This is a genomic window from Ruegeria lacuscaerulensis (assembly GCF_013031245.1).
Lineage (GTDB): Bacteria > Pseudomonadota > Alphaproteobacteria > Rhodobacterales > Rhodobacteraceae > Ruegeria > Ruegeria lacuscaerulensis_C.
Genome location: NZ_WPZL01000013.1, coordinates 17,898 through 36,131, shown reverse-complemented (window position 1 = coordinate 36,131; position 18,234 = coordinate 17,898). Strand labels below are relative to the sequence as shown.

At 59.6% G+C, this 18,234-nt stretch carries 15 protein-coding genes; 3 read left to right on the top strand and 12 right to left on the bottom strand.

The genetic code is table 11. The features are described 5' to 3' along the window. Nucleotides 1-5: 5 nt before the first annotated feature. The 5 genes from GOX66_RS15390 to GOX66_RS15370 form a co-directional block, all read right to left on the bottom strand. Complete coding sequence (locus GOX66_RS15390) at nt 6-569, bottom strand: sarcosine oxidase subunit gamma (protein WP_170763621.1); 564 nt, start codon at nt 567-569, stop codon at nt 6-8. After that, nucleotides 562-3,516: a sarcosine oxidase subunit alpha family protein gene (locus tag GOX66_RS15385; RefSeq protein ID WP_170763620.1), complete on the bottom strand. Its 2,955-nt coding sequence runs from the start codon at nt 3,514-3,516 to the stop codon at nt 562-564. Before GOX66_RS15385 ends, GOX66_RS15390 begins: the two co-directional genes overlap by 8 nt. Beyond that, a complete protein-coding gene (locus GOX66_RS15380; protein WP_170763619.1) occupies nt 3,513-3,809 on the bottom strand; it encodes a sarcosine oxidase subunit delta in 297 nt (98 codons plus the stop codon). Before GOX66_RS15380 ends, GOX66_RS15385 begins: the two co-directional genes overlap by 4 nt. Before the next feature lie 12 nt (nt 3,810-3,821). Further along, complete coding sequence (locus GOX66_RS15375) at nt 3,822-5,072, bottom strand: sarcosine oxidase subunit beta family protein (RefSeq protein WP_170763618.1); 1,251 nt, start codon at nt 5,070-5,072, stop codon at nt 3,822-3,824. A gap of 428 nt (nt 5,073-5,500) precedes the next feature. After that, nucleotides 5,501-6,193, bottom strand: coding sequence for a cyclic nucleotide-binding domain-containing protein (locus GOX66_RS15370; protein WP_170763682.1), 693 nt, complete (start codon nt 6,191-6,193; stop codon nt 5,501-5,503). Between the two features lie 178 nt (nt 6,194-6,371). On the opposite strand from GOX66_RS15370, the gene hemA reads away from it, so the two are divergent. Beyond that, a complete protein-coding gene (gene hemA, locus GOX66_RS15365) occupies nt 6,372-7,595 on the top strand; it encodes a 5-aminolevulinate synthase (RefSeq protein WP_170763617.1) in 1,224 nt (407 codons plus the stop codon). Between the two features lie 62 nt (nt 7,596-7,657). On the opposite strand, the gene GOX66_RS15360 is transcribed toward hemA, so the two are convergent. From GOX66_RS15360 to GOX66_RS15330, 7 genes are all read right to left on the bottom strand, one after another. Further along, nucleotides 7,658-7,906, bottom strand: coding sequence for a cytochrome C oxidase subunit IV family protein (locus tag GOX66_RS15360; RefSeq protein WP_237212626.1), 249 nt, complete (start codon nt 7,904-7,906; stop codon nt 7,658-7,660). A 5-nt stretch (nt 7,907-7,911) separates the two neighbouring features. Continuing rightward, nucleotides 7,912-8,460, bottom strand: coding sequence for a cytochrome c oxidase subunit 3 (locus GOX66_RS15355; protein WP_170763615.1), 549 nt, complete (start codon nt 8,458-8,460; stop codon nt 7,912-7,914). After that, on the bottom strand, nt 8,457-10,379 hold the full coding sequence (locus tag GOX66_RS15350; RefSeq protein ID WP_170763614.1) for a nitric oxide reductase activation protein NorD: 1,923 nt from the start codon (nt 10,377-10,379) through the stop codon (nt 8,457-8,459). The genes GOX66_RS15355 and GOX66_RS15350 overlap by 4 nt, the downstream gene beginning before the upstream one ends. 9 nt (nt 10,380-10,388) lie before the next feature. Further along, the gene (locus GOX66_RS15345; protein ID WP_170763613.1) at nt 10,389-11,198 is read right to left on the bottom strand and encodes a CbbQ/NirQ/NorQ/GpvN family protein; all 810 of its coding nucleotides are present in this window, start codon (nt 11,196-11,198) and stop codon (nt 10,389-10,391) included. A gap of 2 nt (nt 11,199-11,200) precedes the next feature. Further along, nucleotides 11,201-12,601 carry a cbb3-type cytochrome c oxidase subunit I gene (locus GOX66_RS15340; RefSeq protein WP_170763612.1) on the bottom strand — a complete coding sequence of 467 codons (1,401 nt, stop codon included), beginning with the start codon at nt 12,599-12,601 and terminating at the stop codon, nt 11,201-11,203. Between the two features lie 15 nt (nt 12,602-12,616). Then, nucleotides 12,617-13,066, bottom strand: coding sequence for a c-type cytochrome (locus GOX66_RS15335; protein WP_170763611.1), 450 nt, complete (start codon nt 13,064-13,066; stop codon nt 12,617-12,619). Nucleotides 13,067-13,165: 99 nt separating this feature from the next. Further along, nucleotides 13,166-14,347, bottom strand: coding sequence for an NnrS family protein (locus GOX66_RS15330; RefSeq protein WP_170763610.1), 1,182 nt, complete (start codon nt 14,345-14,347; stop codon nt 13,166-13,168). 235 nt (nt 14,348-14,582) lie between these two features. Here GOX66_RS15330 and GOX66_RS15325 point away from each other — a divergent pair, with 235 nt between their 5' ends. Continuing rightward, entirely contained in the window at nt 14,583-16,259 is a 1,677-nt protein-coding gene (locus GOX66_RS15325) for a cytochrome D1 domain-containing protein (protein ID WP_170763609.1), read from the top strand. Between the two features lie 124 nt (nt 16,260-16,383). Then, nucleotides 16,384-18,183, top strand: coding sequence for a NapC/NirT family cytochrome c (locus tag GOX66_RS15320; RefSeq protein WP_170763608.1), 1,800 nt, complete (start codon nt 16,384-16,386; stop codon nt 18,181-18,183). The last annotated feature ends 51 nt before the right edge of the window (nt 18,184-18,234 follow it).

Below are 18,234 nucleotides of genomic sequence, written 5' to 3'. Positions count from 1 at the left end.
TGACGTCAGGCGATCGACTTCGCCGCCGCCAGCAGGCCGTGGTGTAAGGAACCGGCGGAAGACCGGGGGGCGATAACCGCGATACGCTCCTCGGCCAGTCGCCACAGGAAAACGCCCAGATGCTCAGCCGTCGTGCGGATCGCCGTACCCGATGCCATCGTGCGCACCGGCGCGTTGCTCAGACGCTCAAAAAGATCGCACAAACCCGCCCCGGCCACATCAAACCGGCACCAGCCGTCGGTCTGCTCGACCACCGAGGCGCTGTCACCTAGGGTTTTCTTTAACTCGGAGGCCAGCAATTCGTGGCTTTCATGCGGGGCCGTGATCATCCATTGATCGGGGCCCGTCCAGAAGGCGGAAAAGGGTGCGGCATCTGCGGCGTTGCCCACGTCCGGCAACGACAATCCGATCTGATCGGACAGCTTTTGCCTAACAACATTGGCCTGTCCCCTGCGGGCCGCGACCGAGGCCAGTGCCTGATCCGCCACCTCGGTGATGGTGATCGTGCCTATGACGTCCTGACGGGGCGTGTTGCCCCCCAAAGGGGTGATGGGTTTCAGTTTATGCACGAAGCTTCTCCCCCTCCGGGTCCACAAAATGAGCGCTGACAATTTCCACCATGATCTCCTGACCTTCCAGCGGGTTGACCAGGCGCAACTGCTCACCCTTGCGGTCGAACCCGCCTTTGACAAAGCCCAGCGCGATGGAGGTGTTCAGGATCGGCGAATAAGCCGCCGAAGTGACATATCCCTGATCGTTTGCGGCATCGATCGGCCCGGTCATGTTCATCAGATGCCCACCTGCAGGCAGGGTGTCCTTGGCATTGACGGGTTTCAGGCCGACCAGAGCCAGCGCATCCGCAGCGTTCATCCCGTCGCGACGGCTGAGCACGTTGCCGATACAGTCTTTCTTGGTGCTGACCATGCGTCCTAGGCCAAGGTTCAGTGCGGTCGTCGTCCCGTTCAGCTCATTGCCCGCAGCGTGGCCCTTTTCGATTCGCATGACGCCCAGCGCCTCAGTGCCGTATGGAACCACGTCGAACTCTTCACCTGCTTCCATCAAAGCCCGCATCATTGCATCGCCATAGCGAGTGGGCACGGCAATTTCGTAAGCCAGCTCACCCGAGAACGAGATCCGGAACAATCGCGCACGCAACCCGCCGCAGACGGTGATCTCACCGCAGGCCATGAAGGGAAATGCCTCGTTCGAGATATCGAATTCGGGATCGACGATTTTTTGCAGCAGTTTACGGCTGTTCGGACCGGCAACCGCGTATTGCGCCCAGGCCTCGGTGGTTGAAATCAGCTGCACATCCATATCCGGACACAGGCACTGACGCACAAACTCCATATTGCGATACACCAGAACCGCATTGGCGGTGGTGGTCGTCACGACGAAATGGTCCTCGGCCAGACGCGCGGCGGTGCCGTCATCATAGGCCACCCCGTCCTCGCGCAACATCAGGCCATAGCGCACTTTGCCGACCGGCAGCTTGGCAAAGCCATTGGCGTACATCATGTTCAGGAATGCCGCGGCATCCGCGCCCTGAACGTCGATCTTGCCCAGTGTCGTCACATCGCAGACACCGACCGAATTGCGGGTCTGAAGAACCTCGCGATCCACCGACTGGCGCCAATGCGTTTCACCTTTGCGCGGGAACCACTGAGCCCGCAACCAGTTGCCGACCTCGACGAACACGGCGCCCTGCTCTTCGGCCCATTTGTGGCTGGGGGTCAGGCGGGTCGGGTGGAACTCCTTGCCGACCGCACGACCCGCCAGAGCCCCCATCGCCACAGGCGTATAGGGCGGACGAAAGATGGTGGTACCGGTTTCAGGGATCGACTTGCCGGTCAGTTCGGCCATCACAGCCAGCGCGCCGACGTTCGAGGTCTTGCCCTGATCGGTGGCCATGCCCAGCGTCGTGTAACGCTTGAGATGCTCGACCGAAGTGAAATTTTCCTGATGCGCCAGTTTCACATCCTTGACGGTCACATCATTCTGGAAATCCAGCCAGGCCCGTTTTGCGTCTTTCACGTGCCAAAACGGCGACAGTGAGACGGGAGCATCCTGCGCGGCGGGCAAATCAGCCTGAGTCGCGGTGATCCCCAGATCGGCCAGCGCGGAAACCGCTGCGGCGGCTCCCCCCTGCAGGGCGGCGTCCGTTGTCAACTCACCCTTGGCGGCTCCGGCCACGGTCTGACCGACGGGCAGGCCCTCGCCCGGAACAAAGGCATGGATATCCGTGTTCCAGACCGGTCGGCCCCGCTGATGACAGGTCAGGCCGAGGTTCGGATTCCAGCCACCGGACATCGCCAAGGCTTCACAATGCAGATCGCGCGTGTAACCTTTGGAAACCCTGACCTGCACCGAGGTCAGGCCCAGACGTCCGGACGTGTTTACGATCTCGGCCCCTTTCAGAACCTCGGTCCCCTCGACATCCGGTGCATCGGGCCGCGTATCGATGATGGCCGGAACCTCAACCTCCTGGGCCATCAGGTCACGCGCCGTCTGATGCGCGTCGTCATTGTTGGCAAAGACGACAACGGATTGTGCAGGTGTCGATGCCCAGCGATTGACATAAGCGCGAACCGCACCGGCCAGCATTATCCCTGGGCGGTCATTGTTCTCAAATGCGATGGGCCGTTCGATTGCGCCCGTAGCAATCAGCGCTCGTTTTGAATAAATGCGCCACAACGTCTGACGCGGCTTGCCCTCGGCGGGCGCGGCCAGATGATCTGCATTGCGCTCAACCGCGCCGTAAATCCCGTGGTCATAAGCTCCGAACACAGTGGTCCGGGGCATCAGGCGCACATTGCCCATGCCCGACAATTCGGCCTGAATCTGCGCAACCCAGTCAGTGCCCGAGATATCGGCCAAGGCACCTGACTCGGCGATCAGACGCCCACCCATATGGAAATCTTCCTCGGCCAGAATGACCTGCGCGCCAGCGCGCCCGGCTGTCAGCGCCGCCGCCAGTCCGGCAGGGCCCGCGCCGATCACCAGCAGATCACAGTGCAGGAAACCCTTGTCATAAAGGTCCGGATCGTGTTCCCCCGTCAGACTGCCCAATCCAGCGGCCCTGCGGATAATCGGTTCGTACAATTTCTCCCAGAACGCTTTCGGCCACATGAAGGTCTTGTAGTAGAACCCCGCCGTCAGAAAGTTTGAAAACCGGTCGTTGATCGCCATGAAATCACGTTCAAGCGACGGCCAGCGGTTTTGCGAATTTGCATCGAGCCCGTCATACAGCTCGGCAACCGTGGCGCGGGTGTTGGGTTCCTGCCGACCGCCCGAGCGCAGCTCGACCAGCGCGTTGGGTTCTTCGCTGCCCGCGGTCAACACGCCCCGCGGCCGGTGGTACTTGAACGAGCGACCCATCAGTCGCACGCCATTGGCCAGCAACGCCGAGGCAAGCGTGTCGCCCTGATACCCGCTATAGTTATTACCGTCGAACCGGAAGTTCAGGCTGGTGTTGCGGTCAACCAGGCCGCCTTTCAAACGATTGCCATTCGTCATTGTGCAGACCTTTCCGCCGCAGCCGCTTTCGCAACGTCATGGGCCAATTCAACATTCAGAATTTCATGGGTGGTGGTGTTCCGCGTAACGACCAGCCACGAGCGGTCGCCCTGTTCGTGATACCAAAGTTCGCGATGTTCGCCCGCAGGGTTGTCACGCAGATACAGATAGTCGTGGAACTCGCTCAGCGCGTTTTCCGATTGCCAGTCGGGCCGATTGATGAGGGAGGCATCACCCAGATAGGTGAACTCCTGCGCGTCGCGCGGGCCAAGCAAAGGATGGTCGATAATCATCTGGTTAGCCTCTCAATGCAGGTTCGGCTGGGCACCCTGCCCTTTTTCGTCGATCATGTGACCGCTCATGAAGCGATCCAGCCTGTAGGCCGTCGCAGTCTCATGCGGGCGGTCGGTTTTCAGAAGATGGGCAAAGCAGTAGCCCGACGCGGGCGTTGCCTTGAACCCGCCATAGCACCAGCCGCCATTGAAATAGAGACCGTTTATATGGGTCTTGTCGATGAAGGGTGAACCGTCCATGGACATATCCATGATCCCGCCCCAACTGCGCAGAAGGCGCGCGCGTCCGAGCGCCGGGATCAGGGACATTCCGCTTTCGATCACATCCTCGACGACCGGCAGATTGCCGCGTTGAGCATACGTATTGTAACTGTCGATATCGCCGCCGAACACCAGCCCACCCTTGTCGGACTGGCTGCAATAGAAATGCCCCGCGCCATAGGTGATCACGCCGGGGATGAACGGCTTCAACCCTTCTGAGACAAAGGCCTGCAACACGTGGCTTTCGATCGGAAGGCGCATTCCGGCCATTGCCATCACCCGGCTGGAATTGCCCGCAACCGAAACGCCGACTTTACGGGCCCCGATAAATCCGCGTGTTGTCTCGACGCCCTGAACTGCGCCGTTTTCGATACGGAACCCGGTGACCTCGCAGTTCTGAATGATGTCCACGCCGCGCATATCCGCACCACGGGCATAACCCCATGCCACTGCGTCATGTCGAACAGTTCCGCCGCGACGGTGCAGCAACCCGCCCTTGATCGGGAATCGCGCGTCGTTGAAATTGAGGAACGGATACATGGCCCGGACACCGTCGGTATCCAGCAGCTCGGCATCTGATCCGTTCAGGATCATCGCATTGCCCCGGCGCCGCGCTGCGTCGCGCTGCGCGTCCGAATGCACGAGGTTCAGAATGCCGCGCTGGCTGACCATCGCATTGTAATTGAAATCCTGTTCCAGGTTTTCCCAGAGTTTCAACGAGAATTCATAGAACGGCTCGTTCCCGTCCAGCAAATAGTTCGACCGGATAATTGTTGTGTTCCGGCCAACATTGCCTCCGCCGATCCAACCCTTTTCCAGAACCGCAATACGTGCCGCATCGAATTCCTTGGCAAGGTAGTAGGCTGTGGCCAATCCGTGACCGCCGCCGCCGATAATCACATAGTCATAGGCTTCCGCTGGCGTGGCGTCACGCCATTGCGGGGTCCAACCCTTGTGCCCGGTCACCGCCTCTTTGAAGATCCTCAGAGCTGAATAACGCATGAAGGCTCCTGTTCGTTACAGCCCTCAATTTGCGCGCACAATGGTGCAATTTGCAGATGTTGTTTCGGACAGAATTGGCTTCAGAACCGACAGATTTGCGACTTGCGCCGGCCCCGCAGCGCCCGAGGACGCTTTGTCATTAGCGATTTGTGCTTCGTCGCCTTCATCCGGTTCAGTGACGACGTGGACCGGATGTCAAATCTCAAATCATTATGGATTGCTCGGTTCCGAGGGGCGTTATCTGGAAAACGTGGCACCATTAGCGCTGATCGACGGTGAATTGAAACCTGCCGACATTACTTAATTGATGATGTCCCGGATGTATCGCTTCCCGATAGACAGTAACCTCTTTGCGCCGCTGGCCGTACGAGCCTGATTTTGAGAGAAACTCGACCTCGCGCCCGTGTCAGGAACAGTGCCTGTTTCGGTCACTTCTCAGTCGGGTCGCTTTCGGCGTAGTCCCGCAGCCCTTCAATATCGGATATCACCGCATGGTTGCGAATGATCTTCACACCAACTGTTTTCAGACGCGAGAATGCCCGGCTCAGGCTTTCCGGCTTCATACCCAAACGACCTGCGATCAGCATCTTGTCATACGGCAACGCCACATCACAGCCATCTGTTTCTGAATCGCACAGTGTCAAAAGAAACTCTGCAACCCTTTGCGCACCGGTCTGAGCCTTGAGTTGTTCGAGTTGGGCGACCAGCGAATGCAAATGCGTAAAAGTAGCCGCCAGGATTGACACGCCGATTTCCGGATCTTCACGCATCAACGACAACAGCACCGGGCTCGGGATGTGCATCACATCACAAGCAGACACGGCCTCGGCGGACACGGGATAAGGGACATTGCGCAGCGCGACGGCCTCACCAAAGCTTTCGCCACGGGTAAAGACGCTGACGACAGCTTCGGCTCCGGTGGGGGACATGCGAAACAGCTTGACCCAGCCAGCCAGTACGACGTGCACGGCCTTGGCCTCTTCCTCTTGCAGGAAAATCGTCTCACCCCGGTCGTACTGCCGCCAGATTGCGTGGCTCAGCAAGGTGTCGATGTGCTGTTCCGGCATGCTTTTCAGCAACAGCGATTGCCGGGCGATCGCCTTTTGTGCCTCATGCGCCACGAATGTTCCCCTTTTCCCTTGCCGGTTTCCCGGTTGGTACATCTGCTTTGCCCAGCCTATGCCAAAGCTGAGTACCGCGCACCAGTCTTTTCCTGCACCCAACTTGACAATTGTCATTTCACCGACCCGGCCCCACGCCTAATCTTCCCCAAAGCCAGTAATCCGGGGAGCAAGTAAGATGGACTACGAGCGATTTTTTACCCAGAGCCTGGACGACCTGCGGGACGAAGGAAATTACCGTGTTTTCATCGACCTGCAACGCCGCTGCGGCTCATTCCCGAATGCACGTCAGACCGATGGGTCCGTGCAGCGGGACGTGCGTATCTGGTGTTCTAACGACTATCTGGGCATGGGCCAGCACCCCGCTGTCATCTCGGCCATGCATGACGCGTTGGACCGCTGCGGTGCCGGCGCGGGCGGCACGCGGAACATCTCGGGCACCACCCATGACCATGTATTGCTGGAATCCGAACTGGCCGATTTGCATGGAAAGGAGGCCGCGCTTCTGTTCACCTCGGGCTATGTGTCGAACTGGGCGGCCCTGGGCACGCTGGCCGCTAAAATCCCGGGTTTGATTGTATTCTCCGATGCGCTGAACCATGCCTCGATGATCGAAGGCATCCGCCACTCGCGGGCGCAAAAGGTGATCTGGAAACATAACGATCTGGACGACCTCGAGGCGAAACTGGCCGCCGCCGATCCCGATGCCCCCAAAATGATCGCATTTGAGTCGGTTTATTCGATGGATGGCGATATCGCACCCATCAAAGAGATTTGCGATCTGGCCGACAAGTACGGCGCGATGACCTATCTGGACGAAGTGCACGCCGTTGGCCTCTATGGTCCGCGCGGCGGCGGTATTGCCGAGCGCGAAGACCTAATGGATCGCCTGACAGTGATCGAAGGCACGCTGGGCAAGGCTTTTGGCGTAGTCGGCGGGTATATCGCCGCATCCGCCGCCCTGTGTGATTTCGTACGCAGCTTTGCCAGCGGTTTCATCTTCACAACCGCCCTGCCGCCGTCGATTGCCGCCGGCGCCGCCGCCTCGATCCGGCACCTGAAACAGTCGAATGCCGAACGCGATCTGCAAAAGGCCCGCGTGGCACAGGTGCGCGCCCGCCTGGACGCTGAAGGCATCCCGCATTTACCCAACCCCAGCCACATTATTCCGGTGATGGTTGGCGATCCGGTGAAATGCAAATTCATCTCGGACACTCTGCTTGAGGAATTCGGCATTTATATCCAGCCGATCAACTACCCCACCGTTCCCAAAGGAACCGAGCGCCTGCGGATCACGCCTTCGCCCGTGCACACGGATGAGGACATAGATCATCTGGTCGGCGCCTTGTCGGCTCTTTGGCAGCGCTGCCAGATTGCGCGAATGCCGATGGCCGCCCAATAACCAAAGCACCCCTTTGCTTGGAAACTCGCCGCTCTTCAGAGCGGCGTTTTTTTTTGATGATGTCAGATCAGGTAAAGGCCAAAGATAATTACGGCGAACCCCGTGAGTACCATGGAAAAGCCACGTAACCAGGCCGGGCTTTCCGCAAGATCGAGATACCGCGCCAGGATCACGCGCGTTTTCACTAATGCCAGCAACAGTATACCACCGCCCAGCACCGCAGGTGGTGCGGGTATCATGGTCAGCAGAGCCGACCCGAAACTGAGGCCCAGAAGGGCGAGCCAGGCACGTGTCAGAGTGTTTTCACTCATTGCCCTCATCCCAGCAGATAGATGACGGGGAACAACATGATCCAGACCATGTCGACCATGTGCCAGAACTGCGCCCCGGCCTCAATATTGCGGGGATCGTCGCGCCACGCGACCAGCAGTAGGATGCCGACCCCGGCCAGCACATGCGCGGCGTGAAAGCCGGTCAGCAGGTAGTAGAACAGAAAGAACGGGTGTGTTTCAAAACCGATCCCTTGCGCTGCTTTGTCGGTATACTCCACCCCCTTGATGATCAGAAACACCACGCCCAGACTTGCCGATGCCACCAAAGCCAACCGCGCTGCGCCTCGGCGGGCAGCCTCGCGCCATTTCAAGGCCAGTGCTGCCAGATAGCCCGACGTGACGAGTACTGCGGTGTTGAAAGCCGCACCGGTGCGGTGCAGATGCGACTGAGCCTCGGCAAAGCCAACAGGATCGGTGAGGCGAACGCCCATGAAGGCGATCATCCCAGCGCCGAAGACCAGCAACTCTGAGATGATGAGCACCCACATCAGCAATTCGCCGGGAAGCTCGTCGATCAAAGAGACATCGCTCATGCGCCGACCAGTTGTCGGTAGATCTGCGGCAAAGCCATGGTCAGGCGATGTGGGTCTGGGATAACCGCGAAACCGCCCTGCCCGAACATACGCGGGAACCAGCTTTTGCCGGTCTTGTCGATGGTGACACCAAAGACGGATTGTCCGGCCCGGCGCGCCTCGCGGACGGCCATGCAGGTATCTTCGATGCCGTGGCGGCCTTCGTAGTGATCCAGATCGTTGGGCTTGCCATCGGTGATCACCAGCAGCAGCCGGCGCTTGCGCGTCTGCGCCGCCAGATCGGCTGAACAGTGGCGGATCGCCGCCCCAAGCCGCGTGTAATGTCCCGGCCGCAAAGACGCGATGCGCTGTTCGACCGTTCCGCCCATCGGCTCATCAAACCGTTTGCACCGCTGTACATAGACGCGCTGGCGTTTCAGCGAGCTGAATGCATGGATGGCGAAATCGTCGCCACAGGCATTCAGGCCCCAGGCGAGCGCGGCCAAAGCCTCGCGTTCGATGTCGATCACAGCTCGCCCGGTGACGGCGCTTTCGGTCGAGCGGCTGACATCCAGCAGGATCGAAACCGCCAGATCGCGGGCCTCGGGCCGGGATTGCATCCAGATGCGCTCATTGCCTTCGCCGCTGGCATGTCGGTCGGTTTCGGCGCGCACGGCGGCTTCGATGTCCAACTGATCACCGTCCAGGTGGCCTCTGGTCATCACACGCCCGGGGCGCAGCGCCTCGAACTGGCGTTTGACGGCGCGGATGCGGCGGGCGGTTGCAGGGTCTTTGCCAAACTCGGCGGCGTCGTCGCGGATGTCGGCGTCCGACACCAGAACATTGACGTGATCGGGCAAGTACTTACCGGTGCGCACGTCCCATTCCGGATAAAGAATACGGCCCGACAGACGCTCGCGGTTCACATCTTCGGGCGCCAGGTCGAGATGCAGTTTCAACCGTGTCGGCGGTGCTTTCGAGATCTGACCCAGCCCGATTTCATCCTGATCGTCGGCGGCTTTCTTGGCGTTGTCGGGATCGTCATCATCGATTCGGCGGTTCAGGTTCAGGAACTCAGCCCAACTGAGGATGGCTTCGAATTTGTGCAGGATCAGACTGTCGTTCCGCTCTGCCTGATCGGATTTGCGGCGGCGCGCGCGGTGGGTCTTCTCGCTCGATTCCTCAGGCGGACCTTCTGTGTCGCGGCTTTCGACCTCGGTATGTTCCGAAAAACTGACAGCGCGCAGCTCTGGCCACAGCGGAACCGGTCTAAAATTCTGGTACCCGCGCGGGGCGGTCAGATCGTCCGCCAGTGTCAAAAGTTGCTCGGCTTTGGCCGAAAGCGACTCGGGAGCGCCCAGCATGTTGCGGACAAGCTCTTCGACGGCTGCTTCGACAGGCGGCAGAGGCGGAACGTCGCGATGATGCAACAGGCCTTTGCAAAGTTCGGTGTAAAGCGGGCGCAGGCCAGGGGCGTCGTCAAGCGTCGCCTCGACCATTTCCTGCGCGGCGGTCAGCGCGCGCAGATCGGCACGCAGCGGGTCGTCTTCGTCAATCCGTGTTCCGGCGTGAGCAGCCGCTGCAGCAAGCCAGACATAAAGCGCGCCATTGGCTTCTCGAGCGGGAAAGACTGCCAACCGGTCGGGCAGGCGCAAAACCTCGCCATCGAAAGACGCACGCGGAAGTTGCTCGACCTCGGTCGCCAGACGGCGGCGCCAGCTCAGGCGATGGCGCGAAACCTCGGGTGAGACCGGGCGCAACTCGACGCCCGGACTACCCCCAAGTCCCCGAAAGAGGACTGCCAGCCGCCCCGCGACCTCTGAGAGGTCGACCGCGGCTCCAACATGCACCTCAGGTGCATCGAGGCGGCTGGCAAGGGTGTGCCACAGTTTCCCGATCGTTTCTTCGGGTTCCCATGGCTCAAAGTCGATCTTGACCATCGGCCGGCCTCACCCAAAGACAGCCGTGACAAGATCGAGGAGCCCGCGTTTGATATCCTCGTCATCGGTCAGAGGTTCGATCATAGCGGCAAGGATGGCGCGGTCGGTCGACATGCCCTGTGCGATCAGCGTCGCGGCATAAACAACCAGACGGGTGGAAACGCCTTCCTCAAGATCCTGACCCTTGAGCCCGCGCAGCTTGTTCGCCAACCGGATCAGCGGCTTGCAGCGCTCCAGCGCCAGCCCGCTTTCCTGGGCGACAACCTCGGCCTCCATCTCGGGCGACGGGAAGTCGAACTCGAGCGAGATGAACCGTTGCCGGGTCGAGGGTTTCAGGGTTTTCAGGATATTCTGATAACCGGGGTTGTACGAGGCCACCAGCATGAAACCGGGAGCGGCCTCAAGCTCTTCTCCGGTGCGGTCGATCGGCAGGATGCGCCGGTCGTCGGTCAGCGGGTGCAACACGACGGTGACGTCCTTGCGGGCCTCGACTACCTCGTCGAGGTAACAGATCGCGCCTTCGCGCACCGCACGTGTCAGGGGGCCATCAACCCAAACGGTCTCGCCTCCTTTCAGCAGATAGCGGCCGATCAGGTCAGCGGCGGCCAGGTCGTCGTGGCAGGCTACAGTATAAAGCGGGCGGCCAAGGCTGGCGGCCATATGAGACACAAAGCGGGTCTTGCCGCAGCCCGTCGGCCCTTTCAGCAGAACCGGCAGGTTATTCGTATAAGCGGCGGCGAACACGTCGCATTCATCGCCTTGGGGCAGGTAGAAGGGGGCGTCAGCCGCCCCCGTTCCCAGTTTCATGGAGCCGTCCATGATCATGACTCCGTCGCTACGTGATCAGGATCGTTGTCCAGACGTTCACGCTCGACCGGGCCAGGTTCGAGCACTTCTTTGCGCGGAACCCAGATCGAGTAGATGAACAGCAGGGCACCGATGACCACGACCAGACCGGCACCGAAGCGCATCCAGTAGAAGATCGCGACCTGATCCTGCACATCCATGAAGTAGTCTCCGACCACACGCTGCATGTGCGTTTGCACGGTTCCGGCAAAGGTCAGCACGAAGGTCATGAAGACCATACCGCCAGTCATCAGCCAGAAGGACGCCATGTTCAGCACCTGATTGTACGGATCACGGTTCTTCAGGATCGGCATCGCATAGGTGAAGATCGCCAGGTTGAGGCAGACATAAGCACCGTAGAAGGCCAGGTGACCGTGGGCAGCCGTGATCTGCGTGCCGTGGGTATAGTAGTTCACCCCGTGCAGCGTATGCAGGAAGCCCCAGACGCCCGCGCCAAAGAACGCCAGCGTGGCACAGCCCAGCGACCACAGCAGTGCGGCCTTGTTGGGGTGGTCTCGGCGACCTTTCCAGACCATGACGAAAGCAAAGGCCATCATCGCGAAGAACGGGATCACCTCAAGGCTCGAGAAGATCGAACCGATCCACTGCCAGTACGCAGGCGTACCGATCCAGTAGTAGTGGTGGCCTGTACCCAGGATGCCCGAGAACAGTGCGGCAGCAACGATAACGTAAAGCCATTTCTCGACCACCTCACGGTCAACACCTGTCAGCTTCAGCATCAGATAGGCCAGGATCGAAGCCATGATCAGTTCCCACACACCTTCAACCCACAGGTGGACAACATACCACCAGTATTGTTTGTCGAGGGACAGGTTGCCTGGGTTGTAGAAGGCGAACAGGAACAGCAGCGCCAGACCCCAGAGGCCCAGAAGCAGGATGTTCGAGATCGCGGTCTTCTTGCCCTTCAGCACCGTCATCGAGATGTTGTAGAGGAAGATCAGCGCGGCAACGACAATGCCCGCCTTGACCCATTTGGGTTGTTCAAGGAACTCGCGTCCCTCTTTGCCCAACAACCAGTTACCTTCGAACAGGTTGAATGTGTAGGTAAGCACTGCGCCCAGCGTACCGACCACAAGGATCAGCAATTGCAGATACGCCAGCTTGGTCGAGTGCAACTCGCGCTCGGACTCTTCCGGGATCAGGAAGTATGCCGCGCCGAAGAAGCCCAGGATCAGCCAGACGATCAGTGCGTTGGTGTGCAGCATCCGTACAATGTTGAACGGCAGCAGCTCACTCAGGAAATTGGGCGACACGTAGATCCAGCCGGCTATCAGACCGCCGGTTACCTGGATCGCGAACAGGGCCATTGCCACGGCAAAATAGGCGTAGGCCACTTTTTGGGATTCGTATTTCATTTCTCCGTTCCCTTCTCAGCCCGCCTCGTTGGGCGGCCAGTCCTGAGCGTCGATATTGTCCGTCCAGATCAGGAAGTTGGTCAGGTCGCGGATTTCTTCGTCGCTGAGGTTGAAATTGGGCATCTGTCGACGACCGGGAATGCCAGTCGGCTGCGCCTCCATCCAGCCCTTGAGGGATTCAAAGGCTGATTCCGGGTCGTCCAGCACACCCCAACGCGTCATCACGTTGCCTACCTCGGGGGCGAAATAGGCGCCTTCACCCAGGATCGAGTGACAGTTGACGCAGGCGTGTTTTTCCCAGACGTGCTTGCCCCGGACCACGCTGTCATCGAGTTTCGCCGCATTCTCGGAATTGACGATATACCAGTGGGAATGGGCCGACAGGGCCAAAAAGATAAGAATAAAGAACAGTGACCCGCCATAGAATATATTGCGAGCCATGCTCTTGGTCATGACTTCTCGCATTGCGCTCTCCTTTGCGCAGATTAGCTAGTCTGATCAACATGACGGGTGGGCCATGGTGTCGCCTTAACGAAAGTCAAGACTTGCGCAATGAAATGAAATTCACGCCGAACGTTCCGTCCGGGGACCTGTCAGCGCAGGCCACATGGCGATCAGGTATAGCGCAAAGGCGCTGACCCACAGACCATCCGACAGCAACATCGCAACCAAATAGCCCGCGTTCAGATCCGTCCCGACCCAGCGGGACACAGCAGCTACGGCCATCAGCCCATAGGCCACAACCATGGGTCCGGGTGCAACAAGCGCACGGCCGCTGTGGCCAAGCGCGGCGCGGCTCATGACCGCCAGGGTCATGCCGCCCACGCAACCAATACCCAGAACATGCAGTGCGGCAACCTCATTACCAATGCCCAGCACCGCCAGCCCCCAAAGGATCAGCCCCAGCGCCAGCATCCCAAGTCCCATGTGCAGCGCAAGAAGAATCGGCTGACGGGCAGCCCAGCGCGCGCGCCAACGCGCCATACGCAAGATCTGAACAACTCCCAGAACCAGAGCCACCAACCCGGCCACGGCCCCTACGCCCAAAGCCAGCACGCTCAGTGGGAGTATTAAGGCCAGCACCATGCCGGCCTTTTCGAAAGCAGCCACTGAGACCGGCCAGTCCGCCTCCGGCACACCCGCGCGTTTCATTGCGTTCCTGGTAAAGGCCGGCGTGATCCGCCCGCCCAGAATGGCAATCATGGCGCATAGCGACAGCAACCCCGAGCGCAGCCCGGATTGCAGAGTGTCGTTTGTGACCCCGATCCACTCCAGATGGGTCAGCAGATCCGCCACCCAGATGAACGTCAATAGCAGCAGGAATATCATGTTCTGGGGTTTCGGTCGGCGGATCAGCTGCGTCGCAATCTTGGCGGCCAGAATCGGCACAAAAGCCAGATCGACCAGCGCCACTAGAACAGGCGGCAGCATCCCCGAAAACCACATTGCCATTCGACCGGCCAGCCACAACCCGGCGGCCAAGGTAATGAATCGCGCACGCGCATCTGGTGCGCCGGTCCAGTTTGGCACCGCGGTCAGGAAGAACCCTCCCAGTGCCGCAGTGGCATATCCGAAAATCATCTCATGCGCGTGCCACATAGGCGGCGTAATGCCATAATCGGGCGCCATATACGGCACCGCCAGCCACAGACCCCAGACCAGCCCGACAAAAAGGCCGTAGAGACCGGCGGACAGAAAAAAGACTCGGAACCCTTCGCCCAGTATGCGGGTGATTATTGCGGGCATGGCTGCTCTCCTTGGCCGTTTTGCCAGCCGTAACAGCCCTCCTGTCCGCGCGACTTAACCAAAATCAAAACCATTGGAAAACATGAGCCTGAAACATTGGTTTTTCTGCAGTTTTTTTGCCGTTTCGCCCTTGCTGCAGCCCGGTTTCCACCCCTTCCGTTGACTTTGGTCAAGGAGTGCCCGGCTCCAATGCCTCACCCTTAGGCTTGCCTCACCACGCAAATGGAGAGTGATCATGTCACTTGGAATCAGCTACAACAAAACTGGCCGCGCCTTCGGGGCCGGTTTGGCAATGCTGCTGGGCAGTGTCGCCGCGCCAGCCTTTGCCGAAGAGCCAACACTTAGCGACGAAGCATTTGAGTCGTCCAAGCAGCTCTATTTCGAACAATGCGCAGGCTGCCACGGCGTTTTGCGCAAAGGCGCCACCGGCAAGAGCCTTGAACCACATTGGAAGAAAACCGCAGCCGACGGTACTGTGACCGAAGGCGGAACCCTTGCACTCGGGCAGGAACGTCTTGAAAAAATCATTGCCTGGGGTACCGAAGGCGGGATGAACAACTTCTCGGACATCATGACCGAGCAGGAAATCAAGGATATGGCGACCTATATCCAGATGGAGGCCCCCAAGCCGCCTGAGATGTCGCTGGATCAGATGAAAGAGACCCGCAAGGTCTATGTCGAAGAAGCCGACTATCCGACCGAGCCGCTGCACGGTCGCAACTGGGAAAACTTCTTCGTCGTCATCGAACGTGACGTGGGTAAAGTGGCCGTTATCGACGGTGACACCAAGGAAGTGCTGACGCACATCCCAACCGGTTATGCTGTCCACGTTCTGAAAGCATCAGAGCACCACAGCATTACCGAACCGGAAAACCCCGGCCGCTTCTGGTACACCATGGGCCGTGACGGCAAGATGACCAAGATCGACCTCTGGCAGACGCCGGACAAGATGTTGGTTTCCGAAGTCAAAATCGCCTATGACGCCCGCGACGTTGCCGTTTCCGGCGACGGCAAATACGTCATCGGTGGTGGCTACTGGCCGCCGCACTTCGCGATCGTTGATGCGCAGACCATGGAGCCGGTCAAGGTCGTATCGACCCGCGGCGTTAACGTGGACGGTGACTACGTAGAAGAGGCCCGCGTGGCCGCTATCTACACCACGCCAAACGAACCCACCTGGATCGTTGCAGTGAAAGAGCTGGGTCAGCTGTGGCAAGTTGACTATACCGACCTCGACAACCTGCGGATCGACAAGATCAACTCGGCCAAGTTCCTGCATGACGGGTTCTTTGACCCGACAGGCCGTTACTTCCAGATCGCCGCAAACGCGTCGAACAAGATGGTTGTCGTCGACACCGAAACTCACAAGCTTGAGGCGATGATCGACACCGCCGCGCTGCCGCACCCTGGCCCTGGCGCCAACTGGGTTGACCCGAATTGCGGCCCGGTCGCTGGCACAACCCACCTTGGTGTTGGCACCGTGACGGTCTGGGGCAACGACCCGGAAGGTCATCCGGATCAGGCTTGGAAGACCTGCTACGAAGTGGAAACCGATGGCCCCGGCCTGTTTGTACGGACCCACCCGAATTCGGACTATATCTGGGCTGACCAGACCAAGCATCCGGAACCGGAAATTCAGCAGTCGGTACAAGTCATCTCGAAAGAGACCGGCGAGATCGTGAAAACCATCCAGATCACCGAAGACGAAGGCAGCGCTGCCGTTCACTTCGAGTTCAACGCGGATGGGACCGAGGTCTGGGTCTCCAAGTGGAACCTGTCGGACTCGAAAGAGCCCAACGGTCAGATCGTGATCTTCGACGCCAAGACGCTGGAAGAAATCGGCCGCATTGAGGGGCTCTATGCTCCGACCGGCAAGTTCAACGTCTACAACCGCTCGAACCACGTCACCTGACGGGTTCTCAGCCAAAACCGGAAAGGGCGGGCCCCTCGCCCGCCCTTTCCTCGTTTGACCACTCAGCCAAACTCACCGGCCTGCCACCCAGGGCCAGACAAGACAGCCAAAACGGAGCCCGGATATGACTTCCGAACCGGAAAAGAAAAAACCGATCTGGCGCCGGTATTTCCTGTGGGGAATGCCCGTGGCCGGCATTGCTGCGGCCTTTGCCGCCGGCATCATCTTCTGGGGCGGGTTCAACACCGCCATGGAAGCGACCAACACCAAGGATTTCTGTATCTCGTGCCACGAGATGCGCGATTTCGTCTACGAAGAATACACGGGCACGATCCACGACGTGAACCGCTCGGGCGTCGGCGCAGTCTGTTCAGACTGCCACGTGCCCAAGGACTGGACCCACAAGATGATCCGCAAGATCAAGGCGTCCAAAGAACTGTATGGCAAGATGGTCGGCACCATCAACACCCGCGAGAAGTTCGAAGCCAAGCGTGTGCATCTGGCGATGAACGAATGGGAGCGGATGAAATCCTCCGACTCGCGCGAATGTCGCAATTGCCATGACTTCGAATCAATGATGCCCGAATTCCAGAAACCGCGTGCGCGTCAACAGCACTTGAATGCGATGGAGATCGGACAGACCTGCATCGACTGTCACAAGGGGATTGCACACTCGGACGCCCGTGACCGGGCCGATGAGGAGTATCTGGAAGAACTTGAGGCACCGAACCCGGCCTTCATCCGCCCGATCCCGCCGGAATACATGGCAAGCCTCGCGAAGATCGAAGCCAAGGAAGCTGCCGAGGCTGAGGCGGAAAAAGCCGCCAAGAAAGCCCAGCAAGAAGCCGTACAGGCCCAGATCGCCGCTGCTGTTGACGCAGCCGTGGCCGAAGAGCGCTCCAAGGCAAGCGGAGAAGAAGCCGCAGCCCCTGCAAGCGCAGGCGGTGGCAGCGGTGGCAGCGATGTCGGTGGCAACATCGACTGGAATTCCGTGGCAAGCGCGGATCTGAAACTGTTCTACCCCGGTCAGGCCTCGTTTGAATGGGTGCAGAACGGCAAGTTCCACGGCGGTGCCCGTCCGCTGACCAAGGGCGGCGATCAGTGTTCGACCTGTCACGCAAAGGAACTGGACACAATCGGCAACAAGATCGTTGCTGGTGGTGATCTGGAGCCAACGCCGATCCCCGGCAAACGTGGCGTGATCGACGCGACCGTTCAGGCTGCGCATGACGATGAGAATCTGTACATCCGCATGCAATGGCCGGACGCGGGACACAACCCTGCGCCCTTTGTCGACGGCGGCAAGATGGATCCGGATAACCAGATCAAGGTTGCCATGATGATCACCGGAACCGGCATTGAGCTGGGCGATCAGGTGGGCTGCTGGGCCTCGTGCCACGCCGACAACACCTATATGCCCTTCGCGCCCGAGGCAGATGCGATTGCCGCCAATGGCGATGTTGCAGCCCGCCTGAGCACTCAGGATACGGTGACCAAGTACATCAGCGAAAGCCGGACCGAAGTCGACACCAAAGGCCGCCGTGGCGCTCCGCTGGGTGGTTGGGACAAGCTGGAGGCCGAAGCTCAGATTGAGCAATACCTGGCTGACGGCACCTATCTGGACCTGATGCGTGTCTACGCGGACGGCAGTGCCAGCAACGGCTATCTGCTGGAACAGCGCGTGGTCAATGACGGTGAGATCGCCGCCTCGGCCAATCTGTCCGGTGGTGTGTGGACCGTCGTCTTCTCGCGGCCGCTGAATTCCGGCGCGCCGGGGGATGTGCCGCTGGAGCCGGGTCAGACCTACACGGTCGGTTTCGCGATCCACGACGACTTTGTCGCCGCGCGGTTCCACCACGTGACGCTGAACACCAGCCTCGCGCTGGACGACGACAGCGCGAATATCAATGTGGTAAAACAATAACGGATGGGGGCCGGGTGAACCGGCCCCACCCTTTTCAGAAAGGAGACATGG

What these genes read in the sequence shown, in the direction of transcription:
- GOX66_RS15385 (WP_170763620.1), bottom strand. Translation starts at nt 3,516, where the DNA reads ATGACGAATGGCAATCGTTTGAAAGGCGGCCTGGTTGACCGCAACACC.
- GOX66_RS15380 (WP_170763619.1), bottom strand. Translation starts at nt 3,809, where the DNA reads ATGATTATCGACCATCCTTTGCTTGGCCCGCGCGACGCGCAGGAGTTC.
- GOX66_RS15375 (WP_170763618.1), bottom strand. Translation starts at nt 5,072, where the DNA reads ATGCGTTATTCAGCTCTGAGGATCTTCAAAGAGGCGGTGACCGGGCAC.
- hemA (WP_170763617.1), top strand. Translation starts at nt 6,372, where the DNA reads ATGGACTACGAGCGATTTTTTACCCAGAGCCTGGACGACCTGCGGGAC.
- GOX66_RS15360 (WP_237212626.1), bottom strand. Translation starts at nt 7,906, where the DNA reads ATGAGTGAAAACACTCTGACACGTGCCTGGCTCGCCCTTCTGGGCCTC.
- GOX66_RS15355 (WP_170763615.1), bottom strand. Translation starts at nt 8,460, where the DNA reads ATGAGCGATGTCTCTTTGATCGACGAGCTTCCCGGCGAATTGCTGATG.
- GOX66_RS15350 (WP_170763614.1), bottom strand. Translation starts at nt 10,379, where the DNA reads ATGGTCAAGATCGACTTTGAGCCATGGGAACCCGAAGAAACGATCGGG.
- GOX66_RS15345 (WP_170763613.1), bottom strand. Translation starts at nt 11,198, where the DNA reads ATGGACGGCTCCATGAAACTGGGAACGGGGGCGGCTGACGCCCCCTTC.
- GOX66_RS15340 (WP_170763612.1), bottom strand. Translation starts at nt 12,601, where the DNA reads ATGAAATACGAATCCCAAAAAGTGGCCTACGCCTATTTTGCCGTGGCA.
- GOX66_RS15335 (WP_170763611.1), bottom strand. Translation starts at nt 13,066, where the DNA reads ATGCGAGAAGTCATGACCAAGAGCATGGCTCGCAATATATTCTATGGC.
- GOX66_RS15330 (WP_170763610.1), bottom strand. Translation starts at nt 14,347, where the DNA reads ATGCCCGCAATAATCACCCGCATACTGGGCGAAGGGTTCCGAGTCTTT.
- GOX66_RS15325 (WP_170763609.1), top strand. Translation starts at nt 14,583, where the DNA reads ATGTCACTTGGAATCAGCTACAACAAAACTGGCCGCGCCTTCGGGGCC.
- GOX66_RS15320 (WP_170763608.1), top strand. Translation starts at nt 16,384, where the DNA reads ATGACTTCCGAACCGGAAAAGAAAAAACCGATCTGGCGCCGGTATTTC.